The 12,391-nt window shown below is 44.6% G+C and carries 13 protein-coding genes; 11 read left to right on the forward strand and 2 right to left on the reverse strand.

The window, feature by feature from the left end:
- Window positions 1-105 precede the first annotated feature (105 nt).
- The 9 genes from ACXAGL_RS14520 (at window position 106) to ACXAGL_RS14560 (ending at window position 8,993) form a co-directional block, all read left to right on the forward strand.
- The gene (locus tag ACXAGL_RS14520) at window positions 106-2,214 is read left to right on the forward strand and encodes an amylo-alpha-1,6-glucosidase (RefSeq protein WP_474991534.1); all 2,109 of its coding nucleotides are present in this window, start codon (window positions 106-108) and stop codon (window positions 2,212-2,214) included.
- Window positions 2,215-2,248: 34 nt separating this feature from the next.
- Window positions 2,249-3,517 (forward strand): ABC transporter substrate-binding protein, encoded by a 1,269-nt coding sequence (locus ACXAGL_RS14525; RefSeq protein ID WP_474991536.1) that lies wholly within the window; start codon window positions 2,249-2,251, stop codon window positions 3,515-3,517.
- Window positions 3,518-3,689: 172 nt separating this feature from the next.
- Window positions 3,690-4,532 carry a carbohydrate ABC transporter permease gene (locus ACXAGL_RS14530; protein ID WP_474991537.1) on the forward strand — a complete coding sequence of 281 codons (843 nt, stop codon included), beginning with the start codon at window positions 3,690-3,692 and terminating at the stop codon, window positions 4,530-4,532.
- Window positions 4,533-4,543: 11 nt separating this feature from the next.
- Window positions 4,544-5,371, forward strand: coding sequence for a carbohydrate ABC transporter permease (locus ACXAGL_RS14535; RefSeq protein ID WP_474991538.1), 828 nt, complete (start codon window positions 4,544-4,546; stop codon window positions 5,369-5,371).
- Window positions 5,372-5,752: 381 nt separating this feature from the next.
- Complete coding sequence (locus ACXAGL_RS14540) at window positions 5,753-6,064, forward strand: hypothetical protein (protein WP_474991540.1); 312 nt, start codon at window positions 5,753-5,755, stop codon at window positions 6,062-6,064.
- Between the two features lie 18 nt (window positions 6,065-6,082).
- Window positions 6,083-6,343 carry a hypothetical protein gene (locus ACXAGL_RS14545; protein WP_474991542.1) on the forward strand — a complete coding sequence of 87 codons (261 nt, stop codon included), beginning with the start codon at window positions 6,083-6,085 and terminating at the stop codon, window positions 6,341-6,343.
- A 200-nt stretch (window positions 6,344-6,543) separates the two neighbouring features.
- Window positions 6,544-6,687 (forward strand): hypothetical protein, encoded by a 144-nt coding sequence (locus ACXAGL_RS14550; protein ID WP_474991543.1) that lies wholly within the window; start codon window positions 6,544-6,546, stop codon window positions 6,685-6,687.
- 100 nt (window positions 6,688-6,787) lie between these two features.
- Window positions 6,788-7,564, forward strand: coding sequence for a DUF975 family protein (locus ACXAGL_RS14555; protein ID WP_474991545.1), 777 nt, complete (start codon window positions 6,788-6,790; stop codon window positions 7,562-7,564).
- 283 nt (window positions 7,565-7,847) lie between these two features.
- Complete coding sequence (locus tag ACXAGL_RS14560; protein WP_474991547.1) at window positions 7,848-8,993, forward strand: MFS transporter; 1,146 nt, start codon at window positions 7,848-7,850, stop codon at window positions 8,991-8,993.
- A 655-nt stretch (window positions 8,994-9,648) separates the two neighbouring features.
- Here ACXAGL_RS14560 and ACXAGL_RS14565 read toward each other — a convergent pair.
- A complete protein-coding gene (locus ACXAGL_RS14565) occupies window positions 9,649-10,533 on the reverse strand; it encodes an NAD(P)-dependent oxidoreductase (protein ID WP_474991549.1) in 885 nt (294 codons plus the stop codon).
- Between the two features lie 105 nt (window positions 10,534-10,638).
- Here ACXAGL_RS14565 and ACXAGL_RS14570 point away from each other — a divergent pair, with 105 nt between their 5' ends.
- Both ACXAGL_RS14570 and ACXAGL_RS14575 read left to right on the forward strand, forming a co-directional pair.
- Entirely contained in the window at window positions 10,639-10,830 is a 192-nt protein-coding gene (locus ACXAGL_RS14570; protein WP_474991551.1) for a hypothetical protein, read from the forward strand.
- Between the two features lie 71 nt (window positions 10,831-10,901).
- Window positions 10,902-11,405, forward strand: a complete 504-nt coding sequence (locus ACXAGL_RS14575) for an SRPBCC family protein (protein ID WP_474971725.1) — start codon at window positions 10,902-10,904, stop codon at window positions 11,403-11,405.
- Window positions 11,406-11,469: 64 nt separating this feature from the next.
- On the opposite strand, the gene ACXAGL_RS14580 is transcribed toward ACXAGL_RS14575, so the two are convergent.
- Window positions 11,470-12,312: an aldo/keto reductase gene (locus ACXAGL_RS14580; protein ID WP_474991552.1), complete on the reverse strand. Its 843-nt coding sequence runs from the start codon at window positions 12,310-12,312 to the stop codon at window positions 11,470-11,472.
- Between the last annotated feature and the right edge of the window lie 79 nt (window positions 12,313-12,391).

The raw sequence follows: 12,391 nt of genomic DNA on the forward strand, positions 1-12,391 counted from the left end.
TTTTTTCATTAGTTTCCAAAACGTTTCGGTTTTTATTTCCTTAAAGTCGGGATCGTTTTGGAACCTTTATAAATATTTTCCAAAACGTTTAAGTAGGAGGTTCTTATGGATTATCGAGTGATTAAAAGCAATGATGTTTTTCTATTAACAGACAAGGCGGGGAATATTCCATTAAATCATACTTATGGACTGGGACTTTATACAAAGGATACCCGTTTCCTCAGTCAGTTTGACATTCAGATTAATGGTGAAGATCTTGTACTTCTTTCTTCAGAAGCTGATGACAACAGCAGGAATGAATTCATTTTAACCAATCCTCATATGGAGGAAGACGGTGAAATCAAGCTTTGGAGAGAGTCTATTGAAGTGAAGAGGACCCGCTTTATTGTAGACGGGGTATGGTATGAATCGATTAAGCTGAAAAGTTACTATCCTGAGGGCGTCTCCTTCCAGACGAGCATCCATTTCAATGTGGATTTTGCTGATATGTTTATCGTAAGAGGGTTTCAAAATGGAAAGACAGGTTCAATAACGGAGAGGGAAATGACAGATCACTCTTACACTTATCATTACCTCGGGACAGATGACTTGAAGCGTTCTACGACTATTACATGGAACAGAGAAGCAGCATCTGTGGATGAAGATGGACATTTGTATTTTGATTTTAGCCTGCGGCACGGAGAGGAAGAAGAAATTGTCCTGACGATTGTTCCTGAGGTTGGAGAAGAAGCTAAAGCTATCGATGATATTGAAACCGCTTCAAAAAAACTTTTGGATTCCCAAAGAAAATGGGATGCTTCTACAGCTAAGGTGAAGACGGATCTTCATCCTTTACAGAAGTTAATTGACCGTGGATTGGATGATCTTCATATTCTTCAAACAGATCTGGGCTACGGATCATTTCCGGTGGCGGGTCTCCCATGGTTTGGTGTTCCTTTTGGAAGAGACAGCTTGATCGCTGCTCTTCAACTGCTTCCTTTGAACCCGGAAATCGCAGAAGGGACGCTTCGTACGATGGCCCGTTATCAAGGAACAACCGTTGATACATGGCGTGATGAGCAGCCCGGGAAAATTATGCACGAGCTTAGGTTCGGTGAACTGGCTAATACCAACCAAGTTCCATTCACACCTTATTACGGTTCCATTGATTCGACTCCATTGTTTTTAGTCCTCCTTGTTGAATATGTGAAGTGGACGGGGAATAAGGAGCTGGTAAAAGATCTATGGGAGAATATGGAGGCCGCTTTGAACTGGATTGATGAATATGGCGACCGTGATCATGATGGATTTGTGGAATACTTCCAGGAAGCAGGTAAGGGAATTGCGAACCAGGGGTGGAAAGACTCCGGGGACTCGATTGTTCATAATGACGGACGCTATGCAGAAGCTCCTATTGCACTGGCTGAAGTTCAAGGATATGTGTATCAAGCAAAAATGGGGATAGCAGATGTATACAAGAGTATGGGATTCCAAGCAAAAGGGGAGATACTTGTAGATCAGTGTCGTGCCCTTCAATCCAATTTTGAACGGGCATTTTGGATGGAAGATAAACAGTATTTTGCAATTGCTTTGGATAAGGATAAAAAACAGGTAGGAACCATGACCTCAAACCCAGGCCATGTCTTGTCCACTGGTATACTATTTGAACATCGTACGCAACAAGTGGCTGAAACTCTGATTTCCGACCGTTTCTTTTCGGGATATGGGGTCAGAACAATGGCTGAAGGAGAAGCTGGTTATAACCCAATGAGCTACCATGATGGAAGCGTCTGGCCGCATGATAACAGCATGATTCTTCTTGGGCTTGGCAGATGTAAGCACTTTGAAGAGGCTTCTGTCATCATGAACGGACTGGTTAAGGCTGCGGGTCATTTTGAGTATAACCGCCTCCCAGAATTGTTTTGTGGTTACAGTGACAATAGGGGCAGACCCGTGCATTATCCTGTTGCCTGCTCACCCCAGGCATGGGCAGCAGGAACTCCGTTAACCTTTATTCCATCTCTTCTTGGGTTGTTCCCGAATGTATTGGAAGGAACAGTGGACATCCATCCGAACCTTTTGGACGGGATGAATGAACTTCATATCGATACTATGCGCCTTGGAGATGGGCATATATCATTCATCATTCGAAGAGGTGAGCATGAAAACGAAGTTGAGGTCACTCAAAATACAACTGGATTAACGATAAACGTACAGCAGAGTATGCTTATTTGAAAAAACACTCAATCTTGAGAGGAGATTCAGTACCATGAAAAAAAGAGTTTCGCTGCTTGGAATGACAGCCGTTTTGGTTGGTGGTTTATTAGCTGGATGCAGTGGAGGAGAAGCTTCTGGAAATGAAGAGGGACAAGTGGAAGTAAAGATGAGTGGTTGGAGTGCCAGTCCTGAAGAGCAGGCCCTTTTAGAAGAAACCATTGCTGATTTTGAGGAAAAGCACCCTCATATCGATGTCAATTTCCAAACGATTTCTGATCAATATATGGACGTACTGAAGACGCGTCTTATTGGAGGAGAAGCAGCTGATCTTTTTTACTTAGATGCGTCAGAAGCTCCTGCACTGATGTCTAAAGGCGTACTTGAACCACTCAATGAGTATGTGACGGATGACTTTGATATCAATGACTTTGAAGATCCTCTTTTGAATGCTTTTAAACAAGGAGAGGAAATCTATGGTTTTCCAAAAGATTTCTCAACGCTGGCTCTTTTCTATAATAAACAGGCCTTTGAAGATGCAGGGTTATCAGGTCCTCCCCAGACTTGGGAAGAAGTCATCGAGTATTCGGAGAAGCTGACCGTTGATGCGGATGGAGATGGTAAGCCGGAACAATATGGGCTTGGAATTGCGAAGGAACTGGCACGCCAATTTTATAAACTGGAACCTTATGGAGCTGAACTGGTAGACGAAAATGGCAAAGCTTCTTTCGCAAGTGAGCAGGCCGTCGATGCATTACAACCGATCGTCGATCAGTACCGTGAAGATCAAACAGCGGCTTTTCCGAGTGATGTCGGAGCCGGCTGGGGAGGAGAAATGTTTGGTCAAGGAAAAGCAGCGATGGTGATAGAAGGGAACTGGGCGGTGCCGTTTATTGAGAATAATTTCTCAAACATTGATTATGGTACAAGCGAAATCCCGACCGTTAACGACCAAAAGGTGACGGCTGCCTTTCCGGTTGCTTACGTCATGAACAAACAATCAGAGAAGAAAGAAGCGGCTTGGGAACTGCTTTCTTACTTGACAGGTAAGGAAGGAATGAAGACATGGACGAGTAAAGGTTTTGCTTTGCCTACCCGGAAATCTGTAGCTGAAGAACTTGGATATGACAGCGATGAAATTAGAGGATCACTCGTGAAAGGAGCCTCGTATGCTCAGCCGTGGCAGGCAGGTGCGAATCTCTCCATTATCATGAACAACTTTGACAACCAATTTTCCAGCGCTTTACTTGGAGAACAATCGCTTGATGAGGCACTCCAAAAAGCACAGGAAACAGCCAATAAAGAAATAGAAGCGTCTAATTAAAGAAGGTTGGGAGGATACATCCTCCCAGCTCCTGATTATGACTAAGGAGGGAAAAGCGTGGAGCCTTCTCGAAAACCGGAGTATGATCTGGAACACCGTTAAGAAGCCCAGGACGGTCAAAAAGCCTATCCTAGGCAAAAAGACGAAAGAATCACTAACAGGTTATGGGTTTATGGGACCGGCAATTTTTATCATAAGTGTGTTTATTATTGCGCCTATCTTATATGCGCTGTTCTTATCTGTGAACAATGTCCAGCTTTTAGGGGGGACACAGTTTAAATTCTCTGGTCTCGAAAACTATACTCGGATGATAGATGATGAACGGGCCCTTATCTCCTTAAAGAACACAGCAGAATATGTGCTCATTGTCGTTCCTGTGCAGGTGTTTCTAGCTCTTATCTTAGCAGCCACTTTGAATTCCAATATTAAAGGAAAGAATATTTTCCGTATTATCTTTTTCCTGCCTACCGTTACATCATCCGCTGTTCTGACTTTAATTTTTATGTGGATTTATAATCCGAATGGTTTGTTGAACAGTTTTTTAACCTTTATCAATCTCCCTACCTACGACTGGCTCAGTGACCCGAATATTGCGTTAAAGTCCATCATGATTATGAATATATGGGCTACCGCACCCTTTTTCATGATCATCTACCTGGCAGCTATGCAGGATATTCCAGAGTCTTTGTATGAGGCTGCAACAATCGATGGGGCTAATTGGTGGCAGAAGTTTACGAAGATTACGATCCCTATGTTAAAACCGGTTACGTTTTTCGCCGTTGTAATGTCCGTGATTGGGACATTTCAATTGTTTGATCAATCGTATATCTTCTCCGGTGGTTCGGGGGGACCAAATAACTCTACACTGACCATTGTGCTTCTTATTTACCAATATGCTTTCCGATCACTGGAAATGGGATATGCTTCAGCTTTAGCTGTTGTCCTGGCTGTTATCATCCTTGCTGTGACCATTATTCAGAGAGTCTTCTTTAAAGAAGAAAAACTTCATGATTAGGAGGTGATCGAGTGAAGAAAAAACAAATGTTTTCTAAGCCGCTGCTTTACACGGTTTTAATTATTTATGCAGCGTTAACCTTTATTCCATTTTTATGGGCCATTTCTTCTTCTTTCAAGCCGTTGGCTGAGATTGTTTCCGGTGATATATCGTTTATTCCTAAGGATTTTACATTTAGTAACTACACCGATCTTTTTGAGCAGGAACCTCTATTTCTCAGATGGATGTTAAATAGTATGTTTGTGACGACGATTATGGTGATGTTGAATATCATCTTCAATTCAATGGCAGGATATGCGCTCGCAAGAATAGATTTTAAAGGGAAAAAGGTCTGGTTTTTTGTTATCCTATCGGTTTTGATGATTCCCGGACAAGTGACTATGATTCCAAGCTATTTGATTCTGAAAGAGCTGGACTGGCTGAATACGTATCAGGGACTTATCATTCCCGGTGCTGTAAACGCGACTTTTATTTTTATGATGAGGCAGTTCTTCATCAATTTCCCGAAAGAGTTGGAAGAAGCAGCTCAAATGGACGGTTTAAGCAGAATCGGAACCTTTTTTAGAATTGTTCTTCCATTAGCTAAACCAGCCCTGGCTGCTCAAGCCGTCTTCACTTTTATGGCGAGCTGGAACGATTTTATGCGTCCTCTCATCGTTATGTCGGACAAGGAAATGTTTACATTGACACTTGGATTGAATGCTTTTAAAGGACAGTATATCAGTTTCTGGAACTATATCATGGCTGCATCTACTTTAATGACCATCCCTTCCCTTTTGATTTATGCGTTCTTCAATCGCTTCTTCATTAAAGGTGTGACGTTTACGGGAGGGAAATAAAAGGGGTGATTATTTTGAGCTTACCATCTATGAATCATAGATGGTAAGCTCTTTTTATCTTCACCAACGTTCCACTCAGTGCCCGTTGTGCGTCATCTTAAAACTGGGGAGACGGTTTATGCTTGAGTGATTGCTTTAGAATTCATCGATGTAACGTAAAATTCCGTTTCTAAAATACTGTGTTACCAGTGCAGGCAGATGAAGAATAGATTAGGAGAAGATTTTTAAATAAAGAAGAGGAATCATTGAAAAGGATGCCAGGATCTGGAATGATAAAAACAGACCTGTTGGACGATGGAAGGAGATATTATGAAACAATCTGTTTGATCATCCTGTTCGTTATTGTATTCACCATTTTCGTTTATGAAAAGGATGAATAAAGTGAGTGAAGGAGTTTTTTTAGTGAGGCGTACATACAGTGTATGGTCAGCAGGTTTGAGTGCATCCGCGGTTCTGCTGATCGTCATGTCCTATGGGGCGGCTCCGGCTGACCCTGAGGGCTTTGGCAAAATCATAATCCAAATCTGCTTTTTCAGTGCGCTGGGTACAGCAGTGGGAAGTCTCGTGCTGGCTTTTCTCGCATGGAAGAACAAAGAGAGAGGTTTCTTGAAATGGACAGCTCCATGTATCGTTTTAGGTACTCTTCTGGTTTTTCTCGCTCTATTTGTTTTCATGGTTATCAGTTTTTTGTAGTCGGAAGGAGAAGGGAAAATGGAAAAAGAAAAATTATACAGGAGGGCAGCTGCGTCCAGTCTGGTCATCAGCCTGCTCATGTGGGTGCCGAATCTCGATTTTCAGACAGCCAGCCCTTTATGGATGCTGATTTTTATTATCGCCCCCATCGGGACTACCTTTGCCGTGCTTGCGAAAAATTACTGGCTCGTAGCTGCGAATACGGTGATGTTTTTCAGCTTTTTCATTCTTATGGCGGGTGGTTACTGGATTCAGTCCATCACAAACGGGCGCCCATGAGCCTGGAAACAGAGGCTGTCTGAACGACTTGTTTCCATACACGCAGCAGTGTAACAGCAGGGGTAAGGGATGGAATACCATAATGGGGAGGTCATACCTTTCTTGTAAATGTCATCTATCCATCTGAAATGAAGGTTCCTGCTGGATTGTAAAAGGAAGGAGCTCTGAGCAGTACATAAAGAATACAGGGAGGTGAGTGGATGTTGATGCAGTTGTTTTTCATATTTGCTGCGTTCTCCATACCTGTCTCGATTTTGTTCGATCAGGAGGCATTAGGCGTGCTGGCGTCGTTGTTTTTCATGCTGGTGGCTGCTTTTTTTAGTAAGCCGAGGTTCAATAAGTAAAGAGAGTCCGGTCTTGAAATGCAGAAATAGTTATTGATGAGAAAAGCATCTTTTGATTCGTAAGGATGCTTTTTTTGGTAGAATGACTTAGTCTGAAAGTATGAGAGGGGGTGGAAGATATCTTGGGTCTTCTATAAAAGATGGTTTTCGAATTCTTGATGGGAACTGGCTTCGGATTATCGGGGTCGTATTTCTCTGTTACATGATTATAGTAATTGCAGGCACCCTGCCTGTTCAGGGAACGGTCATTATCAATTTTGACCCATTGGCTGTGTTGAACTCAGAGACGTTGTTATCTATAGTCTTAGCTTCTGTGCTGAACAGCTTTCTCTTTTTTATCATGGTTGATTACATAACAAATACCGCTTATACGATGCGGCGTCGTTTTGCTAAGGCATGTGCTTATCCTTTTCAAAATTGGCAGCTGCTTTATAAAGGGGCTGTTGTCTTTTTCTTATTTAATCTGCTTTTAACAATGATTGGGATGATGACGATTTATGCAGCGCTTGGAGGCTTGGTTTCCATAGCAGGTGGAAGTCTCACGGTACTGGCTTTGTATGGAGCACTGCTTCTTCTGTTTGCCGGCATCGTCTGGCTGTTTTTAAGTATTTCCCAAGTCGCCTATATTCTGTACGATGACCCCGATATAGGAATGATGGCCGGTTTGAAGCAGAGCTTTTCAATGATGAAAGGCTCCAGATGGCCGCTGCTCGGGCTGTTCCTGCTCATGATGGTCGCAACAATGTTTGGAGCGTTGCTTATAGGGCTCGGTGCTTTCGTGAGTATCGCTATTTTCGAAGTCGTGCGGCTGGCTTTTTACAAAGAACTTCTGCAGAAAAGGCGCCGGGATGAATGGCACGCAAAAGTGAATGGATAACCGATTTTATGCCTGCCCGTTTCGAGCAGGCATTTTTTTATGAAACGGTTGATTGACTGTAGGAGGAGCGGTGGCGTGTTATCTGCCGGCAGGTCCAGCGCCCGCTTCCTTTTTCTTCCTGCTGAATTTCTTAAGAAGAGAATCACTTGTATATTCCAATAGTAACTCGTGATTGAAGATGGGATAATTATCCATAAAAACCTTTGTAGTTAAGCTGTTTGATTTATGTGGAACCCGGGTAATGCTATTCCAGAAAACTAAATGGAATACAAAGGATGGTTTTATGGCAAAACGAATGGAAATACCTAAGATATCAATCATTGGTTTACTGGCTTTATCTATTATATTTGGTTGGTTCAGGTATGGCTACGGCTTATTGTTCACTGAATTCAGGAGTTCCTTCGATCTTTCGGCATCACTGCTCGGAGTGATTTCCAGCCTGACGTTTATTACGTTTTTGGCCGGGGCTCTTATGGTGATTCTTCTTGTATCAAAATTCGGAGCCCGGCCGATGATTCTGGGAGGGATCTTCGCGGCCTCCACGGGTCTTTTAACTGCAGCGCTGACGGACAGCTGGCTCATTTTTGCGGCTTCCTGTCTGCTGGCCGGCTTCAGTCCCGGGTTGACCTGGTCGTCCTTTTCAAAGAGTGTGACCCAGCACGTTGAGGAAAGGGTGCAGGAGCGGACACTTGCGATTATCAGTACAGGTTCTTCTGTTGGCTTGATTTTCATATCCCTTTTATATTTACTTCTGAACGGGGATTGGCGGATCATCTGGGGCGGGGGCGCCGTGTTCGGTTATTTCATTCTTCTATGGGCCTGGCGTTCTGTTCCCGAAAAAAATGCGGAGACGATTGGGGCTCCGATTAAGATGGCCGACCTGCGTCCTCTTTTTACAAAAGAAGCCAATCCCTTTTATATCGCTTCTTTTCTGTTTGGAGTAACAGAAGCAACCTACTGGACGTATGCGGCAGACTTCGTCCAGGAAAACTTCTCGATCACGAATGCCAATGCCGTCTTCTTTTTGATTACAGGAATTGCTGGTCTTGCCGGTTTGTGTGCCGGAGACATGATCAGCAGACTGGGCATGCGGATGAGCTTTATCGTGACCATCCTTGTTTATTCGCTGAGTATTGCCGTCCTGTATCTATTCCAGAGCTGGATTCTGGTATGCATTTCCGGTGCTTTGTTCGGAGCTTCTTTTATGTTGTATGCGGCTTACCTGCCGATATGGAGCGCGAAAGTTTTTCCGAATATACCAGCTCAAGGTTTCAGTATCTGTATTGTCATTTTGAATGTCGGAGCGATTATCGGTCCGGCGGTCTTCGGCTGGATGCTGGCCTATTCCCCGTATGAGCTCATTTTTCTGCTGCTTGGAATCATCGGCTGCCTGAAAGTTTTTGCTCTTCCTGTCACAGAAAAAGCATAGAAGAAGCCCGCACGGGAGGAGGGCGTTCAGTCTGTAGAAAACGTTCGTCCTATCCAGTTAGAGTAGTCCGCATGTCGTGTTGAGACGGTACGTTCCGCTTTTCGGCGGATGCTTGCCGCGGGCACGGCCTCAGCTAACTTGGTCAAGAAACCATTGGACCAAGTGGATCTTCGGCTCGTACTGTTGCCGCAGGCGTCACCACCGAACGCTCCTCGTGCCGGTGCCTGTGGAATACAACTTTACGCTATATGATAAAAGGGAAAGGTGAGCATAGATCCTTCGCCGTTTCAATAGAACAGTACAGGCTGCGTTACTGCTGCTTGCGAGGGAAAGATCCTACCATGACCAAGTATGGATGCCCGTTCCTTTGGAGTCGCTAGAAAAGGGTTTTTTTCCAAGTAGGAAGCCCGCCCGGGAGGCGGGCTTTTTTTCGTGAAAAACGTACCTGCTGATCATACATAGATGACCTCTTTCGTGATACAATTAAATTCCAGTTATTGGAGGGAGGAAGGGTCATGGATTGGATCGATATCATAGGGTTGTCTGTCTTTACGGTTTTCTTTTTATCCATCTATAATTACTTGTTCGAGTCAGGGAAGTGAAACGAATAGATACATATGCAAAGGCTCCAGACCATCGGCCCGGAGCCTTCCTTTTATGCTTCTGCTTTTATAAGTTCATAGTATTTGTATAACGCCTGTGTTCCGTTATTTTCACCACCGGCCTCTGCCAGTTGATCATACAGCTGCTTGGCAAGCTTCAGCCCCGGAACGGGGATGTCCAGTTTTTCTGCGGACTCGATGGCAATCTGCATATCTTTAATGAAGTGTTTGACGTAAAACCCGGGGTCGAAGTTCCCATCAATCATCCGCGGACCGAGGTTGGAAAGGGACCAGCTGCCGGCTGCACCGAATTCGATGCTTTTCAAAACGGTTTTCGGGTCGAGCCCGGCTTTTTCAGCGTACAGGATCGCTTCTGTTACACCCATCATCCCGGAAGCAATGGCAATCTGGTTGGACATTTTTGTATGCTGACCGGCACCGGCTTCTCCTTGAAGGACGATGTTCTCACCCATGGCTTCGAACACGGGCTTTATTTCGTCAAAAGACTCTTGTCCGCCGCCGACCATAATCGTCAGCTTTCCGTTACGCGCACCAACATCACCGCCGGACACAGGGGCGTCAAAAGCGTGAATATTCTTTTCCTTCGCTTTGTTGGCAATCGTCCTTGCTAAGTCAGGAGAGGAAGTCGTCATATCGATGACGGTTGAACCCGGGCCAGCATTATGTAGAATCCCGGCTTCCCCGAAGTATACCTCTTCGACATCCTTGGGATAGCCGACAATCGTAATGATGATGTCGGACGCTGCTGCGAGGGAAGGGATATCCTCATACCAGTGGGCACCGTCCTCGATAAGTTCGACTGCTTTTTCTTTTGTGCGGGTGAAAAGCTGCAGCGGGTATCCGGCCTGCATCAGATTGCGGGCCATGCTTTTTCCCATCACTCCGGTACCGATAAATCCAATCGTCGGTTTGTTCATGAATAACCACCCTTTCCAATAGATTTACATGTAGTATAACAATTCTGAAAACGAAGAGATAGGTAAAGGTTTGGAAGATTTTCTGAAAAAGGAGGGGGAGAAACAATGAAGAAAATATTCTTTATCAGTTCAGCGGCCATCATTATTTTGGCAGCGACGGCTTTTCTATTGATATACCAAAGTCATGCAGAAGTGATGGAGAAGACGAATGACTGCTATGATAACGGAGGCCTGCCTGAAATGGAGAAGTCCGGGATCGTGTTGGAGCATTTTGAGTGTCATATGGAAAAGCAATAAACGTCAAGCAGGAATTCCAGCAGGGGAACGGGAAGTTAAATAGGGTAGACCATTATGAATGGAGGCTGACCATGAACTCTACTGTCAAAGGGAATATGCTTGTCTTGGAACGTGTCTTTCAGGCGCCTGTGGAACTTGTTTTTCAAGCCTATTCGGAACCGGAACGTCTGGAAAAATGGTGGGGTCCGGAAGGCTGGGAGACGAAAGTGAAAACCTTCGAGTTTATGCCGAACGGAGTCTGGCATTATGGAATGACGTGTGTGGATGAAGGCATGGGTGAGTTTTATGGGATGCAGTCCTGGGGGCTTGGAATCTTCCAGTCCATCGAACCGATGAAAAGGATTCAGTATAAAGATATGTTTTCAGACGCGGAAGGCATGGTGAATGAACAGCTTCCGATGATTGATATTGACCTGCGTTTTATTCCTGAGGGTAAGGAGACGAAGCTGATCATTGAGAGTCAATTTGAATCTGAAGCAGAGCTCCAGAAATTACTGGAGATGCAGGTCATTGACGGGATGACCTCCCAGTTCAACTGTCTGGATCAGTATTTGGCAAAAGTGAAGATGCATTAAATGAAAAAGTTTAGAGGGAAACGGCACGTTTTCCTCTAAGCTTTTTCTTTGTTCTGTGAATCTATTAAAATTCCTGATAAACGGCTGGATCCTGATTCTGGATCCGGCCATCTTCCTTGGTGAGGGAGGCGATATCGTTCATTTGATTTTCACTCAGGGAAAAATCAAAAATGGAAAGGTTCTCTTTCTGACGCACCGGATTGGCCGATTTTGGAATCGATACCGCACCGATTTGATAATGCCAGCGTAGGATCACCTGGGAAACCGTACGATTCTGTTCATCTGCGATTTTCTGGATCACATCGTTATTGAGAATATCCTGTACGCGGGCGAGAGGACTCCACGATTCCGTTGCGATGTTGTGCTCTTCATGGAAGCGTCGCTGTTCTTCCTGATGAAAGTAGGGATGAAGTTCAATCTGGTTGATGCTCGGCAGGACGCCGGTCTCATTTTTCAAACGCTCCAAGTGTTCAGGAAGGAAGTTACAGACACCGATCGAGCGGATGAGTCCCCATTTCTTCGCGTCGATCAAAGCCTGCCAAGCTTCCACAAAGCGATCTTCTTCCGGATTCGGCCAGTGGATTAAGTATAGGTCATAGTAATCAAGACCGCCTCTATACAAGGATTCCTGAATGGCTGCCACCGCTTTATCATACTCGTGGTAGCGCCCGGGCAGCTTGGATGTTATCAATAATTCTTCTCTGGAAACAGCGCTGCGCTTGACCGCTTCGCCGATGGTTCCTTCATTTTCATAGTTGTAGGCACTGTCGATCAAACGATAACCTGTCCGAATGGCACTCTCGACAGCTGCAGCCCCTTCATTTCCTTTCAATCCGGATGTTCCGAATCCCATAACAGGGAGGCGCAGTCCGTCATTCAATACAATTTCCGGGATGGATGATTCCATAAATCGTCACTCCTTGATCAAAGTATAGGTCTTCCTCTATCTTCCACTTCCTTTTTATAATAAACTGAATTTTTCAGAA

The sequence above is a fragment of the Halobacillus sp. ABA4_118 genome (assembly GCF_056160205.1).

Bases quoted from the DNA above. Each gene is read 5' to 3' on its own strand.
- ACXAGL_RS14520 (WP_474991534.1), top strand. From the start codon at position 106: ATGGATTATCGAGTGATTAAAAGCAATGATGTTTTTCTATTAACAGAC.
- ACXAGL_RS14525 (WP_474991536.1), top strand. From the start codon at position 2,249: ATGAAAAAAAGAGTTTCGCTGCTTGGAATGACAGCCGTTTTGGTTGGT.
- ACXAGL_RS14530 (WP_474991537.1), top strand. From the start codon at position 3,690: ATGGGACCGGCAATTTTTATCATAAGTGTGTTTATTATTGCGCCTATC.
- ACXAGL_RS14545 (WP_474991542.1), top strand. From the start codon at position 6,083: ATGGAAAAAGAAAAATTATACAGGAGGGCAGCTGCGTCCAGTCTGGTC.
- ACXAGL_RS14550 (WP_474991543.1), top strand. From the start codon at position 6,544: ATGTTGATGCAGTTGTTTTTCATATTTGCTGCGTTCTCCATACCTGTC.
- ACXAGL_RS14555 (WP_474991545.1), top strand. From the start codon at position 6,788: ATGAGAGGGGGTGGAAGATATCTTGGGTCTTCTATAAAAGATGGTTTT.
- ACXAGL_RS14560 (WP_474991547.1), top strand. From the start codon at position 7,848: ATGGCAAAACGAATGGAAATACCTAAGATATCAATCATTGGTTTACTG.
- ACXAGL_RS14565 (WP_474991549.1), bottom strand. From the start codon at position 10,533: ATGAACAAACCGACGATTGGATTTATCGGTACCGGAGTGATGGGAAAA.
- ACXAGL_RS14570 (WP_474991551.1), top strand. From the start codon at position 10,639: ATGAAGAAAATATTCTTTATCAGTTCAGCGGCCATCATTATTTTGGCA.
- ACXAGL_RS14575 (WP_474971725.1), top strand. From the start codon at position 10,902: ATGAACTCTACTGTCAAAGGGAATATGCTTGTCTTGGAACGTGTCTTT.
- ACXAGL_RS14580 (WP_474991552.1), bottom strand. From the start codon at position 12,312: ATGGAATCATCCATCCCGGAAATTGTATTGAATGACGGACTGCGCCTC.